The organism is Streptococcus sp. ACS2 (genome assembly GCF_000525585.1).
Taxonomy (GTDB): Bacteria; Bacillota; Bacilli; order Lactobacillales; family Streptococcaceae; genus Streptococcus.
This window is the reverse complement of record NZ_JALT01000031.1, coordinates 59,497-80,666: the sequence shown is the minus strand read 5'-3', so window position 1 is coordinate 80,666 and position 21,170 is coordinate 59,497. Positions and strand designations below refer to the sequence as shown.

Genomic DNA, 21,170 nt, shown 5'->3' with positions numbered 1-21,170 from the left:
AATGTAATAATTAATTTAATTTACGAGCATAATTGGCTTCCATTTGATGCTGAGTAATTGGATTCGTATAGAGCCTACCCAAAACTAATTTTAAAAAGCAAGTTAAGCTCTTATTTGAATTAATAATAAAAACTCCATTTTCTTCTTTAAATTCTTGTTGCGGGTATTTTGAGTAAGAAGTTAATAAAGTACTTTTCAGCGAATTATCACTTAAGTCAAGGTCTTCATCATCTTCTAAAAGTGCTAGCATCCTTAAATTGTTAGTTTTTATTTCAAAATCTGAGGTAAATTTTATTATATCAAATTGCTTGAAGTTATCTATCTCTATACTATTAGCCACACGATAATAATCATCTATATTTTTAAATAACCCATTTATTGTTCGAAAGTTTTTAAAGTACAGTTTGTTTATACCATCGAAATAAGCATCACACTCTGATTTAAGTTCGATACCATCTTCAATTACTGTTCTTTCGGCTTTTCCTTTTTTTGCTCTCCAGCTCAAAATAGACTTGTCAACCATTCTCTTCGATTTTGTTATTTTTTGAAAAACAATTTCTTGATTAAAATTTTTAAAGATCAAATTAATTTCCGAAAACTCAGATTTAGTTACACCATTAGTACTACATGTACTGGAAAAATATTTACTATAATCAGTAATCATGGATGTGTGTTCTTCATCAATTACTATATAAAACCATTCATCCTCCTCAAGTATTTCTTCTGGATTAAACAGTTTACAGGAATCAATGTTAGGTACATTTAACTCAGGTATATCATCAGATTTATCTAGTTTTCGAATGCTAGTTCCAATTTTTACTAATATCATACTACTCCTTCTCCAAAAACGTAAAATTATTTATTCTTACTAATTTCTGAATGTTACCAACTTCTTTTACATCATTTCTCTTACTGTAAATTATATAAGTATTACCAATCTCATCTTGTACCTTATAATACCTATATTTTAACAACCATATAAGATTGAAATAATAAGATTTTTCCATTAAAATAAACCATATCGCAAATATAAAAATAACAATAAATATTTGATAAATAAAACTTAAACTGCCCAAACCAACCATTATAACAAACAAACCTATATACGTTGGAATAATTTCATGCTCAACCGGTTGAATCGAGACGATGGTAGCTGTATCAGATATTTCCTTTTCTTCAAAATATTTCAGTGATACGAATGCAACTACTAGCATAACTGAAATCAAAATAAATATTTTAATAAGACTCATCATTAAACTTTCAACATTTGGACAAATATTTATAGTAAAAATAAACAAAATTAAACCAGGAAAAAAAGAACTTAACGATAAAAAGAATCTTTCTAAAAGTTTCATTGGGGAACCTCAAATAAACATATCTTGCAATAGTTTCTTTTTCAAAGTCTCAAGCTGAGTGATTTTATCTTGATAAGAAGTGATAAGCTGGTCAAGTTTTGAGAAATAGGCACCGATGACTTGTTGTTCATCTATTGTTGGTAAATAAAATGGAATCTCTGAAAAAGTCGGAAACTGTACACGTTGTTTTTCGATTAGAGTTCCTGTAGCAAACTGTTTATATTGATAAATTGCATACGTTGTTTTCAATAGAATTTTTAAAAAATCATTATCAAATTTTTCTACATCTTTATTTTTCATCACAACATAATAACCAGAGACTGAAATAGTAATTTTATTATTATTTAAATCCAAAGCACCTAACGTAAGATTCATTGGATTGTAAACAAACTCATTTATATCCACCTTTTTAAATTTATCGTTCTTTTTTACCAAGAAATCTCTTTTATACCGATCCGTTTTGGGTGTTAGCCCTTTCTCAACTGTTAAACTCCATAACTCATTGTCTACAGAAGGTTCAATATAATTTGATACTTGTTCAAAAATACTACCCAAGTAACACTTTCTCCACTCATCTTCAAATCCATCCAAACGAATCTCAGGAATTGTTTGTCCAGCTTTTGGTAACATTTTGGAGAGCATGGTTGCCTTGAGTGATTGGTAGTTGGCGAGGTTGTCCTTGTAGCTCGCCAGAAGGTCGTCAAGGGTGCGAAAGAGAGAGCCAATGGCAGATTGTTCGTGGTAGGATGTCATGCCAATCTTCCACTCTCCATATTCTTTCCCATTAACCCCAGGTTGACCTGACCGTTGAGATGTGATTTCAATAAATTGCTTATACTTATCGGTAAGCGTCTGTTGAAAAACAAAATTCCCGTCATATGAATCACGTAATCTTGCTCTGATTAAGAATCCAGCATAATAGACTTCACCATCTGTTTTTCTGTATAAATAGGTTTTCCCAACACTTGCACCAGTACGTGCGAATAGAAGATCATTTTTCTGCAATTTGTAGTTTTCATAATCTCCCACAGTAAAATTTATATCAGGAGAACTAAGTTTATCAGTTAAAAATAATCTAGAAGCATCATCTATATCTGTAATTCTAAGATATTTATGAATACCATCAAAATCTTTTGCAGAAGCATTTAAACCATATTCGATAGATTTTGATATTTTATTTAAACATATCATAAACCAATTTTGTTCAAATTTTTTGAACCTAATATAAGGAATTTTCTCTTTTTTCATAATTCACAAACACATATTTTATAAAAAGTCTCCGAAAGGGCATTTAACTTTATAAATTTTTTCCTTTCTTTAACTTCAAGATTATTCAACTCAATTGTTCTTATTTCGCAATTCAATGTTTCATATATTTTTTTATACGTTGAGGACAAACGTACTAAATTATAATTCGAGTCATTATTATAGTTATAGTCATCAGGAATTTCAATCAAACCTAGTCTAGCCAAATTTGCTAATGCAACCACAACAACTTCATAGTCTCTATCTAGCCATGTAATATTTTCAATTGTAACGATTTCAGACTTGTCATCGATATTACAAATATATAAATCAATAATTGGTTTGATTGAACTCTCCATAATTTCTTTAAACACAATCGCATCTAGCGGACTCAACTGTTTTATTATTTCAACAAAGGAAGGATGGACTTTATCTTTCGTGCCTAATACCATTGCTTTTGATAATAAATTTGCATATAAATCCCTAAGTTCTTCACTATCCATAGAATATGAGAGTGCAGCAATAGCAGGCAAAGCAACATATGGTGCAGGACTCACTAACTCATTTTCCGCAACATGTTTTAATCGTTCAGCCAAAAGTACTTTAGTTTTTTCTAAATTATACTCTTTATTAAGTAACCACACATCTAGTGGCTGAAAAAGAGTATTAATCAGTTTAAGTGGCCTCGCAATAAAATTTCCCATTTCCTTTATAGCCGGTTTAGCACCATCGTCATAAATATTCGGAATTATCTCCTTACCTATTTTAATAATATCTTCTTCATCAACCATTAGACACCTCTAAAATTTAAACTAACAAATAAAAATTTATCGCTCTATAGTGTTCAAAACTATACCAAGAAATTTCTTCGACTTCTAGCATCTGATATTTTTCTTTTACTTTCACAGAGTCAAATCTAATTAATTCTCTTGAATATTTCATTAGATGATTCTTCCACCATTAAATCTCCTCGCATAGCCGTTCTTCTTCATGAATAAATCCTTCTAATACTTTTCCACTCTACCTCCCCACTCTCAACGGTTCAATAACTTCTTCAATGAGTTTGGTGTAGGCTTCTTTGATGTATTTTTTGTAGCTGAGCGGGTTGAGGGCATCAGCTGTTTCTGCTTTGTAGTCTTTATAACGTTGGCTCTTAGTGAGCTGACTTTCTCCAGATTGTTTCTTAGCACCTTTACGATAGTGTTGGACATAGTAACGAAGTTCATCGAGTCCGACATACCATTCTCTGGCAAAGCGTTTGAGATGGTCGTCGATAATGGCTTCAATCATAGTGTCCAAGACGCCAGTGATAGATTGTCCTTGGTAATCTTTAGGATTGGCTTGGACTTCTTTCCACAGGTTTCGGATGATTTCGGCTAATTTAGGATTAGTCCTCTCCAGACTCTGGATATAGTTATCAACAGTTTCGATGTCCTTGTCACTGAGAGACTGTGGACTATCCTCTTCCTGCTGAATCATACTTTGAATCAGGGTCAGGATGTAAGCGTAGTTAATCTCGTCAACTTGGACAGATTCAAGTTCGTAGTGGATGTCAAAGAGATTGTCATCACCATCGTCTTCAGCTCGGCTTTTTAGCTCTGCTAGGATATTCTGATAGATTCCTAGATAGGTTTCGAGCTTCTCATCTGATAAGCCAGTTTCTGCATAGATAGCCGCTTCATCGTATTCGCTATAGACACGGATAGATGCTAGATACTTGTCAAAGGTTTGGTAAGCCTTGGCAATGCGACGGAGTTGTGGGCTAGTGGCCTGCTCAATCGTGATGACATAGTTTTCCACATCTTCCACTTTTACTTGAAAGTCTATCCAGGCTTGGATAAAGTTAGCTTTTTCTTCTGCCCAGTCTGGGGCAGTGACGTCATTTTCACCACCGTTTGAGTAGAGTCTAAGGGCGTTATCCACAGCCTCTTTAAAGGCCTGTGGCCTTTGGAAGGTGATGATATGGCCATAACGCTTTTTACTGTCAAAGATGCGGTTGGTACGGCTAAAGGCTTGAATCAAATCCTGTGGACGCATGGGCTTACGGTCGATGAAGAGAGTGGATAGACAAGGGGCATCAAAACCGGTCAAAAGACGGTCTACAACGATGACCAAATCCAACTGCTCTTTACGGGGAATGTATTTGTCTAACTTTCTAGCTAAACGATTATTGATATCCGTGTTAAAGCCACGTAAATCAGCCATAGTAAAATGGGTCCCATACTCTTGATTGTAATCGTCCATGACCTGCTTCATGTGCTCTTGGTAGCCGATAGATTCTTCTTCATTTTCCGACACTGAGTAAGTGACTGTCACCTTTGGAAAGTCAAGTAGCACGCGCTTAACCCGCTCTGACACCTTGACACGTTCCTGTCCTGCCTTGATACTCTTGAGCAGATTGTAATAGGCCTGAGCCTGTGGAATAGACTTAACGGTTAAGATAGCCTCGTAAGTCTTACCCTCACCATTTGGGAAGCCCAACTGTTGATAACTTTTGTTTAGGATAGCATCCAAGACTTCTAGCATGTGCTCTTTATCTTCATAGACAGAGTCAGGAAGGTCTTCTTCAGGAATCGGCGAAATAATGGTATTACGATAGTCCACCTTAAATCCCAGAACTGCCCCGTCATGGATGGCTTCTTTGACCGTATACTCATGGAGGCGTTCACCATATTGTTGGTGGGTGGTTTGTGCCAAATCACCTAATTGCTTACGTTTATTTTCCTTGAAAATCGGTGTGCCTGTAAAGCCATACCAGAGCGAATTGTGGAAAAAGCCTTTGATGTCTTTTTGCGTCTGTGGTGTGACCGCACGGTGACATTCATCCACAACGAAAGCCACACGAAGGTCCTTGATTTTCTCCGAATCCTTTTGGTATTTACCTTCTTGGAACTTGCGCATCATGGTTGTGATTTTCTGGATAGTCGTCACAATCACACGCTTATCATTTCCTGCCAAACGCTTGACCAAGTCATGGGTATTGTCCGTTTCGTCGATATCGATGACATCATTAGCAGCGTAGGAAAGAAAGGACGATGTCGTCTGCTGGTCAAGGTCCCTACGGTCCACGACGAAGATTGTCTTTTGAATGGCTGGAATCTGCAAGAGGTTGCGAGCCACCTTGTAGGAGGTTAGGGTCTTACCAGAACCTGTGGTATGCCAGATATAGCCTGATTCCTGACGGCGAGAGGCATCTTGAACAGACTCGATGGCATGGATTTGATAAGGACGTAAGAGGATGAGAGCTTTTTTACTATCATCAATAACGGAGTACTGCATCACCATCTGATGAGCACGTGGAATAGACAGGACTTCGTGGGCAAAGTCCATGAGACTGGTCATGGGTTTATTATCTTTGTCCACCCAAGATGTCAAGAATTGTTTATTGAGCTTATCTTCTCGTGCAGCTGCGATATAACGTGTGTCCACCTTATTAGTCACAACAAACATCTGAAGGGCAGAATAGATGCCACGTAACTTTCCTTCACGGTCATACTTTTTGATTTGATGAAAGGCATCCAAAAAAGCCACACGAGGACTCTTGAGCTCGATATGGATAAGAGGAAGGCCATTGATCATCAGGGTTGTATCTAAACGACGGTCCTGATCTTGAGGATAGGCCTTGTCACGTTCAACTTGATTGACCACTTCGTAACTGGATTTCCCAGCAGCGATATTGTCACGCCAGATGACAGAAAGTCGGATAGTCCCAAGGCTAGCATCTTCACGCTGTACCTCGACTTTGGCAATACCATTTTCACCCGCCAACCACTTAGCAGCTTCATAATAGTTAACGAAGTTAAGCTGGTTCTTGATTTGGCGCTTCTCCTGATCGGTCAAGGGATGGTCAGCTAGTAGGGTAACGTTATTCTGAGCTAACTTCTCAAAAAAGTTATTCCATAATTGACCTTCATTTTTTAAGTCTGGGCGATAGGTCCACTGGCTCTCACCAGAGGTTAATTGCTCGATTAATTGACGTTCTATCTCAAGTTCTGGAGTAACTGCTGGCATGACTTATCCTTTCAACATTGTCGTAATCCCTTACATTATAGCATTTTCACGGGTTCTTTCATAGTTTTGGGAAAATTCGAACAAAAAAACACAGCCCGAAGGTCATGTTTTTATCATTTATTTACCCATTTTTTCCTGAATGAGTTTTTCCACTCTTTGGTAACTGGCTTCAATCTCTTCCTTGCTAAAGAGTTTTGTTTGCAAGTCTTCCCAGCTACTGCCGATGGCTGGATTAGTGTGATTCTTCATAAGCTCCTTCTAGTCTTCCTCCCTATGAATGTTAAACCCTGTAGCTTGTTGGTTTGCCATGATGGTCATGTCAGAAATCTGCACACGTCGTGGTTGTTTGGTGACGTAGAGAACAGCATCCGCAATATCTTGGGCCTGGAGGGCTTCTACCCCTTGATAAACTTTGGCTGCCTTGTCCTTGTCACCGTGAAAGCGAACTTGAGAGAAGTCGGTCTCAACGATACCAGGTTGAATGGTTGTCACCTTGATATCTGTGGCAATGGTATCGATACGCAAGCCATCACTGAAAGTTTTTACTGCAGCCTTGGTTGCTGAATACACGGCAGCACCTGCATAGGCATAGATGCCCGCCGTAGAGCCCATATTGATGATATGGCCCTCATTGGCAGCAACCATGCTTGGCAAGATCTGACTTGTCACCATCATCAAGCCCTTGACATTGGTGTCGAGCATGGTCAGCATGTCCCACTCCTCATAGTCTTGATAAGCTGTTAGACCTAGTGCCAGACCTGCATTATTGACCAAGACATGGACTTGCCCCACACTTTTTAGAATGGCTTGGCAAACATCCTTGACCATGGCCATATCTGTGACATCCAGGGCAAAGGTCCAAACTTTTTGATTTGGATAGGTTGCTTGGAGCTCTTCTTTTAGAGCTTCTAAGCGCTCCACACGGCGACCGGTTAGGATGAGATTTTCTCCCTCTTTGGCAAAGGCACGCGCTGTTGCTTCGCCAATTCCTGATGTTGCTCCTGTAATCAATACGTTTTTAGGCATAAAATTCTCCACTTCTATGATTCCGCTGCCACTAATCGTTGTTGGTTAATTCACTCAACTTCTTGATAAAATCAGGAAGTTCTAGCTTGGGCCGGCTAGATTTCTTATTTCCCGACTTCCAAAATATCCAGAGTAACTGGTTGAAACCATCTTGCAGGACCTTCTTTTGTTGGTCCGAGAGATTGCCAAATTCTTGCAACAGTTGCCCTAGCTTAGGGAGAGTTTTTATCCCAATATCATCCAGACTTTCAATTCCAGAATCAAGAATGGTATCAAAGAACAAATCACAAACCTGCTTGAGTTCTTGATTAGGCAAGGTCTCAATCCATTCTTGGAAGGTCTCTTTTAAGCGTTGACTCAAGTCTGTCGGCTGGTCCACATAAACAAAATCATTTGTTCCCAAGTCAACCTGCCAAAGTAAGACATTGTGTTGAGCAATGCCTATGCCATCTGCTGCTACGAGCTTTGCGACCTTATCCCAGTAAAGCATGACTCCTACAACAGATTCTTGAGGTCTGATAACCGTCATCTTAGCTTTCAACTCTTGGTAAGAAGGCTTCTCTAAGAGGGGCTTCATCAAGCCCGGGGAATCCAGAAGCAAGAGCTCTGCTATTTTCTCACGCAGGACAGTCGAACTCTGAACAGCCGAATAGAGGGCAAGATTGCCACCCTTGGAATGTCCAGAAACAGCGATATGGCCACTGAGGTTTGGCAAGTGCTTCTCCAGAAAGGCCATGGCTGAGCGATGGGCAGGAATTTCCCGACTGTAGGTCAGCTGAAAATCCTCCTTCCAACCAATAACGCTATCATCTGTCCCACGAAAGACAATCTGCTGGTAGCCCAATTCAGGCAGACTGAAAATCATAGCTGCAAACTGTTTTTCGACTTCCTTGTCCAAGACACTACAGTAGTCACTTAGATTAAGTCCAGTGAAACGCCTAGACCTGACCATGGCTTCAGCCAAATCGACACGTTCCTTAGTCACCATGAAGGTATAATAGGGATTTAGGTCCTTCCCTTCAGCATAGTCATGTAAATTGATGGTTTCCTTCAAATCACTTGCTGAGAGCCATTTTTCATAAGTCAGGTAGCCAATCTCATTGATGCAAACCTTATCCAAAATATTAAGAGGCTCTTGGTCGAAAGGCAAATCCTTAACCTTTTCAAGATAATCGATTAAATTGGACATCATTACTCCTTAAAGTCTTTCTTACCTTGATTTTACTAGAATTTTCAATAAATTGTTAGTGAAAAATGTGATATGATAAGAGAGATTATTTATTAGGAAAAGGAAGCTTATGACTATTTCACGATTTTACCGTATCTTGCTAGCCCTTTGTGGACTGGTAGGAGTCTCTATCCAAATCCATGATGATGGTTGGGGCATGTTACTCTATTACACTGTTTTGTCCAATATCCTTGTCTTTTCTAGTTTGATTTTCTTTATCATCTATGACTTCAAAAAAGGGAACGCGACAACCAACACCAAACTCTTGCGTTACAAGGGTGGTGTAACCATGGCTATCCTCATCACTGGAGTCATCTATCATATCCTCTTGGCACCTATTACGGAACCTGAGAAATTCTGGACCCTCCGCAACTTCTTGGTCCACTATATTGTCCCTTGGGGGGTGGTGCTTGATACCCTTATTTTCGATGCTAAGAAAGCCTACCGTCTACGTGAGCCAATTTACTGGTCCGTGGTCCCTCTGTCTTACTTTGCCTTTGCCCTTCTAAATGGCTTGGTGCTAAAACTCCCAATTCCAGGTGCCAAAGATAGCCCCTTCGCCTACTTCTTTATCAATGTTAATAAATTTGGTTGGAACAAGGTCTTGGTAAACGTCCTGGTCATCAGTGCTGGGTATATCGCTGTTGGCTATCTCTTATATCTCTTGAAAAAATTTATCGGTCGTAAACCAGCATAAAATACAAACTGAGCTCCAAAAAGGAACTCAGTTTTTTCTATTGCAACAAGCCCAATTTATCAAAAGCTTTGTACAAGCCATCAGCTTCAACATCGTCTGTGACTAGGTCTGCCATAGCCAAGATTTCTGGACCACCATTTCCCATGGCAACACCACTCTCACAGTATTCCAACATAGGGATATCAATCTTGGCATCACCAAAAGCAATGGTGTCCGAACGCTTAGCCCCTAAATGTTCCAAAAGGACATCAATGGCATGGGCCTTGTTAATATCCTTAACACCCAAGTCACCAAATAAGGCTGTTTCACCTCGTCCTCCCCAAGTATGGGCTTCAAGCTGTGGAAAAGCTTCTTTGGAATCCAAGTGATCCTGGTAGGACTCCAAAACGAAACTGACCTTGTTTAGGTCGTCACGGTAGAGTTCCCCACCATACTGGAGACCATGAATGGAATCTTCTGGTTCCTTACCCTCAACAGACTCTGCAGATTGCCCCTTTTGAATAGCGTAAGTCTTAAGTGTCTCACGCGCCCGCTCCCGAAAATCAGGACTGGCAAAGAGGCCGTTATTACTCTCCAAATAAAAGGCAAGATGGCGCTCTGTTAGCCAATCCACAATCTTTGCTGCATCTTCCTTGGAAATCAGCTGATGCATGAGGACTTGGCCATGATGCTCCACATAAGAGCCATTGCCACCAATCATCCCATCCAAGCCAATTTCCCATAATTCAGGTTGCATTTCTGCCTTGCTACGTCCGGTACAAACATAGACCAGATGCCCCTTTTCACGCGCCTGACGAATTGCCTTTACTGCTGACTCTGGAATGCGGTTATGATAATCCACCAATGTCCCATCAACATCTAGAAAAATAAGTTTTGACATGTTCTCACCTCGAGTCTTCTTTTACTTTATTATACCCTGATACTGCTCCAAGAGATAATACTTTCCTCAGACAAACTGATACTATCCTACGATAATATTGTCTCCAATCCAAAGCATTGCCATTTCTCCTGAAAGAAGCTATGATGAAGATATGAATGATTTAAAAACACTACTGAATCACCTGTCCTATAAATTAGCAGCCTATGATGCCCAAGGAAACTTTCTCTACGACAACGGTGGCGCTGACGGTAGTTTCTTCCCCCGTGAGCCTGAAAATCTGCCCGATTGGATTATGTCTGAAGTTCTAGCATCTCCTACCAAAGAAAGAAGTTATCAGATTCCAACAGACAGTTTTGATCAAGTCCTCATCCAGACCTACCAAGCTGCTATCGACAACGAAGGAAAGGTCCTAGGATTTTGGGAGACTATTTATGATTTGAAGCAACCTCTCAAGACCTATCTGGATAACTCTGCTCAAGCTCTTGTCGCCTGGTCTGATGCCACTAGTGGCGCTAGTTTCAAGGAAGAAACTGACTTTTAAGCTAAATTTCTTGCTTTAATAAATGAAAAATTCACTTAATTCAAGGATAGCTCAAAACACCTTTATTCATAAAATGTGCCTAAGTCAGCACTACAAAGGCTTTTTGGAAATCAGTCACTTTAATATCTCTCACAGAATTTATAAACATTCTATTTTGCATTTTTGCGCTATTTAAGGTAGAATGGGAGTAATGAGAAAAAGAATAAAACCGATCGTTGTTTACGTGGTTCTAGCTCTTTTAGGATTAGCATTAGTTATTGCAAATATTCACAATACGTCCAAACAACAGGCGCATCTTCAAAACGTGAAATCTGCTATTCCTTATGCTACTACACCAAAAACAACAACCAGTAGTACATCTAGCAGTTCCGACGAGGAGCTGATACTCAATCCCATTATCGACCTTTCAGGGTGGCAACTACCTCAGGATATCGATTACGATGTCTTGTCAAATCATATTTCTGGTGCTATCGTCCGCGTCTTCGGTGGATCACTGATTAGTAAGGATAGCAATGCCGCTAGTTCGAATGGGGTCGACAAATCTTTTAAAACACATATTAAAGAACTCAAAAAACGTGACGTTCCAGTTGCCGTCTATTCCTACGCTCAAGGTACTTCTGTCAAGGAGATGAAGGAAGAAGCTCGTATTTTCTACAAAAATGCTTCTCCATACAAACCGACTTATTACTGGATTGACGTCGAAGAGGAAACCATGTCTAACATGGAGCAAGGTGTCCAAGCCTTTCTCGCTGAGCTCAAACGACTTGGAGCTGAAAATGTTGGTCTCTATATTGGTGCTTATTTCATGCTCGAGCAAGAAGTTTCAACTAAAAACTTCGACGCTGTTTGGATTCCAGCCTACGGTACCGATTCTGGTTATTACGAGGCTTTACCAAACACTGAAATCGACTATGACCTTCACCAGTATACGTCTCAAGGAAGCCTTCCAGGTTTCGACAACATCCTAGATCTTAACCAAATCAATCCAGAGAAAAACAAACGTAAAACCTTTGAAAAACTCTTTGGTAAGATTAAGCAAAAACCAACTAAAAATAAGAAGACTACTTCGACAAGTTCATCTAGTAGTCAGTAAAAACCAGTGTCTAAGGCACTGGTTTTCTTCTTGTCAAATTGGTTTAGGCGTGTTCGGACGAATGTGTTATAATGGATGGTAGAAATGTATAACTTTAAAAGGAGATATGACAATGGCTAAGAAAGGCAAAGTCAAGAAAACCTTGGTTGACCAAATTCTTGATAAAGCTAAAATTGACCATGATAGCTTATCCTTCAATGGTTTAGAAGGAGAGCTTCCAGAAGATGTGGCACGTGAGAGCATTTATAAAACCCTCGCCCTTAAGGGAGATAAGACAGGACCAGTCATCGGCATCGTCCCTATCACCGAGCACCTGTCTGAAAAGAAATTAGCTAAAATTTCAGGGAACAAGAAAGTTCAAATGATTCCACAAAAGGATCTCCAAAAAACGACTGGCTATGTTCACGGAGCCAACAACCCAGTGGGAATTCGCCAAAAACACAATTTCCCTATTTACATCGATCAGTCTGCCCAAGAAGCTGGTTTCCTTATTGTCTCAGCGGGAGAAATTGGGCGCTCTATCCGTATCAATAGTCAAGAACTTGCTGATTTTGTTAATGCTGAATTTGCTGATATTAAGGAGTAATCATGAAACTGTATTTTGTACGTCACGGTAAAACTGAGTGGAACTTGGAAGGCCGACTTCAAGGCGCCAAGGGAGACTCGCCTTTGCTTAAAGAATCTGTTGAACAAGTACGTGAGCTAGGTCACTATCTTAGTGACACTCATTTTGACTTGGTCTTCTCAAGTGACCTACCACGTGCTAAAAAAACTACAGAGCTCATCATGGAGTCTCAAAAACCTAAAGCTAAAGTTACCTACACTAAAGCTTTGCGTGAATGGCAGCTTGGCAAACTGGAAGGACAAAAAATTTCACTCGTTCAGGCCATCTATCCAAAAGAAATGGATGCCTTCCGTCATAACCTAGCCAACTTCCGTGCTAATGACTTCCAAGCTGAATCTGTTTACCAGACAACCAAACGTGTGGCCGAATTTGTCAAAACACTTAAAGATAGTGATGCTAAAAATGTCCTCATTGTTGGTCACGGAGCTAACCTAACAGCTTCTATCCGTACCCTCCTTGGTTTTGAACCGGGTCTTCTTCGTAAGGCAGGAGGTCTTGACAATGCTTCTGTCACTATTCTCGAAACCAATGATTTCGAGCACTTCACTCTCAAATGTTGGAATGATACATCTTATATGGATGAACAAAACAAGATCAGCTAAATCATCGACTGACTTCATAAGACAAGCGATCCTGAACAAGGGTCGCTTTTTTGCACTCAAAAAGCCCTTAAAGCCTACTACTTCAAGAGCTTCACTTCCATTATTTCCAACTCGGTTCCTCTGGCAAACGGTCTAATTCAACACCAAATCCTCGAGCCAAATCATCTAATTCCTTTTCGAAAACGTCTAGTTCCTGTAAGACAAGATCATACTGTCCTTCAGACAATAAACGCTTAAAACGAAGACCACGACTCAAAACAAATTCCATATCTATTTTGACAGTTCTATGAACATGTTCCCAATAGTTGTTAGCAAACCCTCTTTGCTTTTCCTCAGCATTAAGGTGGTCTACTAATGCATAATAGGAATCCCAAGCAACGCCCTTCATCTGCTCTGCATCTCTAATACCTTCGAAGAGATCGTCACGTTTGGCTTCGAGTGCTTCTACCTCTTTTCTCAAAGCATCACGTTCAGCACTTAGTGCTTCAATATCATGTTTTAAGTTGTTGATTTCTACCATTTTCAAACTCCTTATCTCACGTTCTAGACAATAAAACGGCCATACGAGGCCGCTCTATTATCTTCCATATTTCATACGAAGGATTTTTTCCTGGTTCGCATTCAAACGAAGAAGGATAACCACTTTATCAATACTCATATTGCTCTCAAGAAGACGTTCAGCCGCCATCATAAGACCATTATTGATACCTAGTTGAAGGACTGGATTTTCATTATCATTGATATCAAAGATATATTTGTTATTTGGAAGATCGAAAAGGACTTTTACCGCTCCAAAGAGTTGCTCAAAATTGTCGATTTCCAAGTCGAAGACTGGCTTAGTACCTGGTTTGAGGCTACGTCCACGGTGGTTAAACCACATAGAATGCCAGCCACCATTGAAGGCACCCATGACATCATTGTCATAAGAATCTCCAACGTAGAGCGTCGTCGATGGATTCATATCAAATTGCTCAGCTGCAAGGTTGAAGATTTCCTTCTCAGGCTTTTGGAAACCTGTCGCTTGACTGACGATGACACGCTTAGGGTCCACATAATCATAAAGTCCCAACTTCTTGACTTTCTTAAGTTGGTGCTCTGTTGGTCCATTGGTAATAATACCCATAGGAACATTTTTTTCCTTGAGAAAATCAAGTGTCATGCGCATCTCATCAAGCATGGTGATATTCTCCAACTCATGCTCGTAAACCTCTTGGAAATGGTTACCCGTTTCTTCATCAATTTCACGGTAGCCAAACTCCAAAAGGGTCTCTTTACAGCGCCAAAAACGGAAATACTCAGTTGTCCACTCACCGGCCATTACACGTGGAAAACCAACATCAGAATAGTGGCGGAAACGAATGTAGGCTTGATTCATGTGGCTCATATCAAAGTCAGGGAAACATTTTTCCATGGCAATACGATAAGGTGCCTGTTGGTCATAAATAGTATCGTCAACGTCAAAAACAATAGAAGTAATCATCTGTCCGTTCTTTCTTATATCATTCTCTTGTCAGAGACTTAGATAAATTAGGAAACTAACAACTAAACTACTACATGAGTCAGCTCTTAATTTAATCTTCAGTCTTGCCAAAGTAAGCTTTAAGTCAACTGTCTTGGGGCAATCTTACTCGTCTGTTTTTTTCAGAATGCAATTGCCCAAACAGTCTTATTATACCGTTTTTGCCCTTTCTTTTCAATTTTCGACCCCACTTAAGGAAAGATTATTCGTGTTTTGAAGATAGAAAAAGGTTTGGAACAATTTGTCCCAAACCTAAAGCATCTTGTCATATTCAGATACTTATTTAATTTCTTTGAAGGTCATTTTTTGTTTGACTTCACCCTGACCACCTTTGGCAATCTGGTAATAGAAATCCTTTGAAGTGAAGTGGTCACCATAAGCAAAGACCTTGTTGTACTGCCATTGTGACAATTGATCGTCCTCTTTTTTACCAAGAGTCAAAGTAGTTTTTGTCACACTGTATTCCCACTTAGCTGTTTGGTCATTATAGGCCTTGTCAAAATCAGTCTGACTCTTAGCAGCGTTAACCACTGTCGTACGATCTTGACTCACAAGCGCCTTGTTCCCACCTTCTTGGAAGGCTACATACATGACACGATTATTGACCTCACCGTTTAGAGTACTTGAGTATTGGTAAACCTTACCAGGTACAACACTATCTAAATGGTGTGTTCCCCAGTAATAGAAAGCACCAAATCCAGCTCCCGTAACCAAGAGACAGGCAAGAACAACACTAATAATGATATTTCTCTTTGACATGTGTTGCCCCTCTCTATTCGTCACCAGTTAGGTCAGAGAAAGTTGCCTCTGAGTCTGTTTCAGTGTGGCTTGAAGAACTTGATGATGAGCGTTCAAGGCTTGATGAGCTTGAACTCATGCGTGTTTCTGTTTGAGAATCATCACTTGATGAAGCCTTAGATTCAGATGATTTTTCAGTGCTTGATGATGAACTTTCTTTTTCTTTGTAAACATCAACGTTGAAAGCCCACTTATCACCCTTATAACTTACCTGAATTTGGGCATATTTTGCCTTGATAAGGTCTGAGATCTTACTATCCCTGTTAAGAGCGTCATAAATCTTTTGAGCGAGAGCTTTGGCATTGGCTTCCGTTTTGGCACCATCTTTAGGTCCATCTACAATGTCTTGAGACTTAGGTGTTTCACCTTGCAGGTAAAGGGCTGTGCTTTCAGTGTCCTTCTTATATTCAACATTTTTACCATTCTTATCATCTGCATGTAAGAAGAAAGTCCATGCAGGACTACCTGAGCGTTTTTGTTGATATACTTGTTCGAATTCACTTTGAACCTTATCTTGGAAAGCATCATCAGTCAATTCTTTTTCCTTAGAACTTTCTGTACTTGCTTTACTTTCACTACTACTTGCTGTTGAGCTTGATGCAGAAGATGATGATGAAGATCCACTTGTTGAGCTTGATGAAGCATCTTTAGATTCTGATGATGTCGAAGATGAGTCCTTGCTATCTTTAGACTCTTTAGTATCTTTGTCTTTATCGTTATTATTGTTAGTCGTATTATTTGAGAATGAAACGCTATTGTCAGAATTATCTGGAGCGTAAATCACTGTATTCTTAGAATGGTCATCAGAAACAAAAGTGCTATTATTGATAATCACTCGGTTGTTATCACCGTAGTAGTTGATAACAATCTTAGAATGTGCACAACGGTAACCATTACCAGTGACATGATAACCTGCTGGGACATCACCATCACGTTTCAAGATGAGGACATCACCTGCAAAGATAAGATCAATATTCTGAATATTGTTATCATAGGCTAATTTTTCAATAGAAATTCCAGTCGCTTGAGAGATTCCCCACAAGGTATCTCCCCATTGAATCACGTACTGTTGGCCATCTAACTGCTGTGGATTGATGTTCTGAGTTGTCAAATTATTTGTAATTTGTTCAGGTGTGCTGGCAATCCAGTTTGTAATATCAGCAGCGTGAGCACTCGTTTGATTTTGATAAAAGCTATCTGCTAACACAGATACCGTAGGCATCCCAATAGGTGCTAGTAAAGCGCCAAGCATCACGGCTTTACTAACATAATTTTTCTTTTTCATCGTATTTCCTCCTTATATCATACGAAACTTACTTTGCTATTGTACACCCTTTTTATTATATTTGTCAATAAATTCTATAACTTTCTAATCAAAGATTAATGCTAGTTAATGATTTGTCCTAAAAATAGACAAATCCTATCTTTATTTATCTGACATTTAATCATTTGTCCTATCTTTAGAAGGTGATTTATGATACAATAATTACGACTATTTTATGGAGGACTAACATGTCAAATCAACACATGGAAGAATTGAACGATCAACAGATTGTCCGTCGTGAAAAAATGGCGGCCTTGGCTGAACAAGGAATCGATCCTTTTGGTAAGCGATTCGAACGCACAGCTACATCTGGTCAATTAAAAGAAAAATACACTGACAAAACAAAAGAAGAATTGCACGAAATCAACGAAACTGCTACAATCGCAGGTCGTTTGATGACTAAACGTGGCAAAGGTAAAGTTGGCTTCGCCCACATCCAAGACCGCGATGGTCAAATCCAAATCTACGTACGTAAAGATGCTGTCGGTGAAGAAAACTACGACATCTTCAAGAAAGCTGACCTTGGTGACTTCCTCGGCGTCGAAGGTGAAGTTATGCGTACAGATATGGGAGAACTTTCTATCAAGGCTACTCATATCACGCACTTGTCTAAAGCCCTTCGCCCATTGCCTGAGAAATTCCACGGACTTTCAGACGTTGAAACCATCTACCGTAAACGTTACCTCGATTTGATTTCTAACCGTGAAAGCTTTGACCGCTTTGTCACACGTTCAAAAATCATTTCTGAAATCCGTCGCTACCTCGATGCTCAAGGTTTCCTTGAAGTAGAAACACCTGTTCTTCACAATGAAGCTGGTGGTGCTGCTGCTAAACCTTTCATCACTCACCACAATGCACAAAACATCGACATGGTACTTCGTATCGCGACTGAGCTCCACCTCAAACGTCTCATTGTTGGTGGTATGGAACGTGTTTACGAAATCGGACGTATCTTCCGTAACGAAGGTATGGATGCCACTCACAACCCTGAGTTCACATCTATCGAAGTTTACCAAGCTTACGCTGACTTCCACGATATCATGAACTTGACTGAAGGTATCATCCAACACGCTGCTAAAGCGGTTAAAGGTGATGGACCTATCAACTACCAAGGAACTGAAATCAAGATTAACGAACCATTCAAACGCATCCACATGGTTGATGCAATCAAGGAAATCACTGGTGTTGACTTCTGGCAAGATATGACTTTGGATGAAGCCAAAGCAATCGCTGCAGAAAAGAATGTTCCAGTTGAAAAACACTACACTGAAGTTGGTCACATCATCAACGCCTTCTTCGAAGAATTCGTTGAAGAAACATTGATTCAACCAACTTTCGTTTACGGTCACCCAGTTGCTGTGTCTCCATTGGCTAAGAAAAACCCAGAAGATCCACGCTTCACTGACCGTTTCGAGCTCTTCATCATGACAAAAGAGTACGGAAATGCCTTCACCGAATTGAACGACCCAATCGATCAATTGTCACGTTTCGAAGCACAAGCTGCTGCTAAAGAACTCGGTGACGACGAAGCAACAGGCATCGACTACGACTACGTTGAAGCTCTCGAATACGGTATGCCACCAACAGGTGGACTCGGAATCGGTATCGACCGTCTCTGCATGCTTCTCACTGACACAACAACCATCCGTGATGTCTTGTTGTTCCCAACGATGAAATAAAAAGTGATATCCCATTAGTCAAATAATGGGATATTTTTATATGAGGTATAAACGTGTTCAAAAAATTACAGTCCCTATTTAAGAAAAAATCAAGTGTGGGTGAACAGGCTGATACAAAAATAGAAGAAAGCCAAGTAGACTTTCTCATAGACCGCACAGATTATTTCTTCGATCACGCACTTGTATTTTATTGTGAAGAAAACGATATCCCTTCAGAAAAACTAAGCCAATCAGATATGCAAGGGATTAGTAAAAGAGCTGCTTTTCATCTCAGTATCTTCGTCGCCTGGCTAGCAAAACATGATTTCCTGAATCCCCAAAGTGATGGATTTAACCTTGAGGATGCACAAAAACTCAAGAATGAAACGATTACGGGTACAGACTATCTCTTTAAACATCTTGATGAAAAACTCTATTCAACTGATATCAGTAACACACTCCTTCCCTTCATCTCTGATTTTTATGAAGATTACATGGATTTCTGTTATACAGTCTTGATTGATGATGTTGCTAGAACTGAATTTGACTGGAAAATCTATCACTTGGTTGAAGATGATATTGACGAGATGTTTAGTCAATATAAGACTCCCATCAGATAATATTTAAAAACGCTTCCCTCAATCGAGAGAAGCATTTTCTTATTTCCAAAATTTTGCTTTTGAAGCTGCGACCCAAGCTGACAAACAAGCAAGGGCTACTACGGCATAGATAGCGTATTGTTTCGCAGGATAAAGCCAGGCTTTGTTTTCTTCATGCCAACGAGACTTCCAGAGGCCGATGTAATCGCCCGTCATTCCAGGATTTTTAAGGTGATCTGTGTAATGCAATGCTAAATTACCTATTTTAGGTATTTAAAAAATATCAATGAAAAAGATAATTCAGTCTGCCATAACATTTATTTTAGTATTTTGGGCTTGTAAAGTAAAAGAAATACCTATCACCATTACTTAGCTTTTTCTTAGACATAAGTTTTTCGAAACTCTCCCTATTAAAAATAATACATCTAAATTTATCTTTTTGATTATTATCCCACTGTACTGCAAAAATAAAAAATTTGAATTGAGAATCAATTTTATCTTTCATAACCGTATTCCAAGACCACCATTCATACAAATACCCAGCTTTCATTTCCTGTACATAATTTTTACTCCTACTAATTTTTGAGTTTTCTTTTGTAATTCCTAAATGTAATTTCTTTTCTAATGCATCAATAATTCGATTATTAATAGATATTCGTATATCATCACTAATAGTAATAACTTCTGCACCATTTCCCTGAAGCAAATCATTAATAGGTGTGTCACCCCACTCATCTCTTTTTTCTAGAATAACTTGTTCATAATATTCTTTACTTGCCAACATACTATTAGTATCTAAATTATGTTTATTTAAATCATGAACTGCATCATCCTGTATTGAACCTTCCTCTGTTGAATATTCAAACGAAATCTGCTCTCTACTACTACCCATCTCATCATTTACTAAACTATTCCTAATAATTATTTTTGATTGATCAGGTAAAAATCTTTTGAAAAAGGATTTTGAAATACTTTCATCAAAGACACACTCATTAAAAATCACAGTTCCACCTTCAACAAAAAAATCCCAATTTTCTAAAAATTTCGCTGTAAAAAAGCATTTATAAAATGAAATTTCCTCGGGTCTACCAGCTAGATTTTTTAACATAGAACAACGATCAAAATCTACAAAACAGAGTTTATTTAGCGACTTACTAGGAAATAGTTTGTAAAATAATTCAGTACTTTCCTCATCATGAGAAATCAAGTTAATTATTTTCGAATTAACTTCTCTCCAGCTTTTCTCAGCTTTAACATCTTGTTGCAGTTTCCCTTGTAAAAAAACAAATAAACTATTCAAGTCTAATTCTATTTCATTATCAAGTTTCCTAATAACTTCAAGTTTATCTAGTATTCTTGAAATTTCTAACCAATTCTTTGAACTCAACTCCTTATTCTCCTCAGAAGTCTCAGAGGACCACTTAGAAAATGCAACTCCAACTTCTTTTTTCATCGCATCTTTACGTTTTTCTTCGGAATCATTATACCAAGTTGTTATTGTTGGGATTGCAATAACAACACCTGCCAAAACCTCGCCTTTTGTTATTTCTTCAAATATCTTTGAATCCTCAAAGAAAAATAACCTCAGGCATAATAATACCAAAATAATCCAAATTGAAAATATAACAGATGAAACAAGTCTCAATAAATACGAAAGTTTACTTCTTAAAACCATATATACCACACAAACAAGAAGTAATATCGTAAAAACAATTAGAGCCACAAGAAAAGAAATTTTTTCCATAAAAACACCTCCATTTATTATTGAACTTATTTTAACACATTTTCAAAGGTGTTTTCGTATTTTTTCAATTCATTCATCAATTTCATAAACTAAAAACATAATTAAAATATTTAATCATTCTTAAACATTAAATATATAATTAGCTTCATATAGTAAAATTTTAGCATATTAACACTCCTAGAATTAATTGGACATTGTATATTCTTCTACAACCCATTCCTTCCT

Annotated in this window: 22 protein-coding genes; 7 read left to right on the top strand and 15 right to left on the bottom strand. The window is 38.7% G+C overall.

What is annotated here, in order from left to right; translation table 11 throughout:
* Positions 1–10: 10 nt before the first annotated feature.
* The 8 genes from HMPREF1517_RS06745 to HMPREF1517_RS06715 all read right to left on the bottom strand — a co-directional run bounded on the left by HMPREF1517_RS06745 (position 11) and on the right by HMPREF1517_RS06715 (position 8,826).
* Positions 11–829 (bottom strand): hypothetical protein, encoded by an 819-nt coding sequence (locus HMPREF1517_RS06745; RefSeq protein ID WP_037600422.1) that lies wholly within the window; start codon positions 827–829, stop codon positions 11–13.
* Between the two features lies 1 nt (position 830).
* Entirely contained in the window at positions 831–1,355 is a 525-nt protein-coding gene (locus tag HMPREF1517_RS06740; RefSeq protein ID WP_037600420.1) for a hypothetical protein, read from the bottom strand.
* A 9-nt stretch (positions 1,356–1,364) separates the two neighbouring features.
* Complete coding sequence (locus HMPREF1517_RS06735; protein ID WP_037600418.1) at positions 1,365–2,603, bottom strand: restriction endonuclease subunit S; 1,239 nt, start codon at positions 2,601–2,603, stop codon at positions 1,365–1,367.
* The gene (locus HMPREF1517_RS06730; RefSeq protein ID WP_037600416.1) at positions 2,600–3,391 is read right to left on the bottom strand and encodes a DUF4393 domain-containing protein; all 792 of its coding nucleotides are present in this window, start codon (positions 3,389–3,391) and stop codon (positions 2,600–2,602) included. Before HMPREF1517_RS06730 ends, HMPREF1517_RS06735 begins: the two co-directional genes overlap by 4 nt.
* Positions 3,392–3,620: 229 nt before the next feature.
* Positions 3,621–6,611, bottom strand: coding sequence for a type I restriction endonuclease subunit R (locus tag HMPREF1517_RS06725; protein ID WP_037600415.1), 2,991 nt, complete (start codon positions 6,609–6,611; stop codon positions 3,621–3,623).
* Between the two features lie 117 nt (positions 6,612–6,728).
* On the bottom strand, positions 6,729–6,860 hold the full coding sequence (locus tag HMPREF1517_RS10720) for a hypothetical protein (RefSeq protein WP_013990816.1): 132 nt from the start codon (positions 6,858–6,860) through the stop codon (positions 6,729–6,731).
* Between the two features lie 9 nt (positions 6,861–6,869).
* Positions 6,870–7,637, bottom strand: coding sequence for an SDR family NAD(P)-dependent oxidoreductase (locus HMPREF1517_RS06720; RefSeq protein ID WP_021144398.1), 768 nt, complete (start codon positions 7,635–7,637; stop codon positions 6,870–6,872).
* A 31-nt stretch (positions 7,638–7,668) separates the two neighbouring features.
* A complete protein-coding gene (locus tag HMPREF1517_RS06715) occupies positions 7,669–8,826 on the bottom strand; it encodes an Mbeg1-like protein (protein WP_037600412.1) in 1,158 nt (385 codons plus the stop codon).
* 109 nt (positions 8,827–8,935) lie between these two features.
* Here HMPREF1517_RS06715 and HMPREF1517_RS06710 point away from each other — a divergent pair, with 109 nt between their 5' ends.
* Positions 8,936–9,562, top strand: coding sequence for a Pr6Pr family membrane protein (locus HMPREF1517_RS06710; RefSeq protein WP_037600410.1), 627 nt, complete (start codon positions 8,936–8,938; stop codon positions 9,560–9,562).
* 37 nt (positions 9,563–9,599) lie between these two features.
* Here HMPREF1517_RS06710 and HMPREF1517_RS06705 read toward each other — a convergent pair whose 3' ends face one another.
* A complete protein-coding gene (locus tag HMPREF1517_RS06705) occupies positions 9,600–10,442 on the bottom strand; it encodes a Cof-type HAD-IIB family hydrolase (protein ID WP_037600407.1) in 843 nt (280 codons plus the stop codon).
* 151 nt (positions 10,443–10,593) lie between these two features.
* Here HMPREF1517_RS06705 and HMPREF1517_RS06700 point away from each other — a divergent pair, with 151 nt between their 5' ends.
* The 4 genes from HMPREF1517_RS06700 to HMPREF1517_RS06685 all read left to right on the top strand — a co-directional run bounded on the left by HMPREF1517_RS06700 (position 10,594) and on the right by HMPREF1517_RS06685 (position 13,303).
* Entirely contained in the window at positions 10,594–10,983 is a 390-nt protein-coding gene (locus tag HMPREF1517_RS06700) for a hypothetical protein (protein ID WP_037600404.1), read from the top strand.
* Between the two features lie 190 nt (positions 10,984–11,173).
* On the top strand, positions 11,174–12,076 hold the full coding sequence (locus HMPREF1517_RS06695; RefSeq protein WP_037600402.1) for a glycoside hydrolase family 25 protein: 903 nt from the start codon (positions 11,174–11,176) through the stop codon (positions 12,074–12,076).
* Between the two features lie 112 nt (positions 12,077–12,188).
* Positions 12,189–12,662 carry an aminoacyl-tRNA deacylase gene (locus HMPREF1517_RS06690; RefSeq protein WP_014634221.1) on the top strand — a complete coding sequence of 158 codons (474 nt, stop codon included), beginning with the start codon at positions 12,189–12,191 and terminating at the stop codon, positions 12,660–12,662.
* Between the two features lie 2 nt (positions 12,663–12,664).
* Entirely contained in the window at positions 12,665–13,303 is a 639-nt protein-coding gene (locus HMPREF1517_RS06685) for a histidine phosphatase family protein (protein ID WP_014634220.1), read from the top strand.
* Between the two features lie 100 nt (positions 13,304–13,403).
* On the opposite strand, the gene HMPREF1517_RS06680 is transcribed toward HMPREF1517_RS06685, so the two are convergent.
* The 4 genes from HMPREF1517_RS06680 to HMPREF1517_RS06665 all read right to left on the bottom strand — a co-directional run bounded on the left by HMPREF1517_RS06680 (position 13,404) and on the right by HMPREF1517_RS06665 (position 16,905).
* The gene (locus HMPREF1517_RS06680) at positions 13,404–13,823 is read right to left on the bottom strand and encodes a hypothetical protein (RefSeq protein WP_037600398.1); all 420 of its coding nucleotides are present in this window, start codon (positions 13,821–13,823) and stop codon (positions 13,404–13,406) included.
* A gap of 57 nt (positions 13,824–13,880) precedes the next feature.
* Entirely contained in the window at positions 13,881–14,783 is a 903-nt protein-coding gene (locus tag HMPREF1517_RS06675; protein WP_037600396.1) for an HAD family hydrolase, read from the bottom strand.
* A 318-nt stretch (positions 14,784–15,101) separates the two neighbouring features.
* Positions 15,102–15,581, bottom strand: coding sequence for a hypothetical protein (locus tag HMPREF1517_RS06670; RefSeq protein ID WP_002885961.1), 480 nt, complete (start codon positions 15,579–15,581; stop codon positions 15,102–15,104).
* Between the two features lie 13 nt (positions 15,582–15,594).
* On the bottom strand, positions 15,595–16,905 hold the full coding sequence (locus HMPREF1517_RS06665) for a LysM peptidoglycan-binding domain-containing protein (RefSeq protein WP_037600393.1): 1,311 nt from the start codon (positions 16,903–16,905) through the stop codon (positions 15,595–15,597).
* Positions 16,906–17,132: 227 nt separating this feature from the next.
* Here HMPREF1517_RS06665 and lysS point away from each other — a divergent pair, with 227 nt between their 5' ends.
* Together lysS and HMPREF1517_RS06655 are read left to right on the top strand one after the other, a co-directional pair.
* Complete coding sequence (gene lysS / locus HMPREF1517_RS06660; protein WP_037600390.1) at positions 17,133–18,623, top strand: lysine--tRNA ligase; 1,491 nt, start codon at positions 17,133–17,135, stop codon at positions 18,621–18,623.
* 53 nt (positions 18,624–18,676) lie between these two features.
* Entirely contained in the window at positions 18,677–19,222 is a 546-nt protein-coding gene (locus tag HMPREF1517_RS06655; RefSeq protein WP_037600388.1) for a DUF7832 domain-containing protein, read from the top strand.
* A 39-nt stretch (positions 19,223–19,261) separates the two neighbouring features.
* Here HMPREF1517_RS06655 and HMPREF1517_RS10480 read toward each other — a convergent pair whose 3' ends face one another.
* On the bottom strand, positions 19,262–19,450 hold the full coding sequence (locus tag HMPREF1517_RS10480; protein WP_232219566.1) for a hypothetical protein: 189 nt from the start codon (positions 19,448–19,450) through the stop codon (positions 19,262–19,264).
* A gap of 73 nt (positions 19,451–19,523) precedes the next feature.
* Positions 19,524–20,945, bottom strand: coding sequence for a hypothetical protein (locus tag HMPREF1517_RS06645; RefSeq protein ID WP_037600386.1), 1,422 nt, complete (start codon positions 20,943–20,945; stop codon positions 19,524–19,526).
* Between the last annotated feature and the right edge of the window lie 225 nt (positions 20,946–21,170).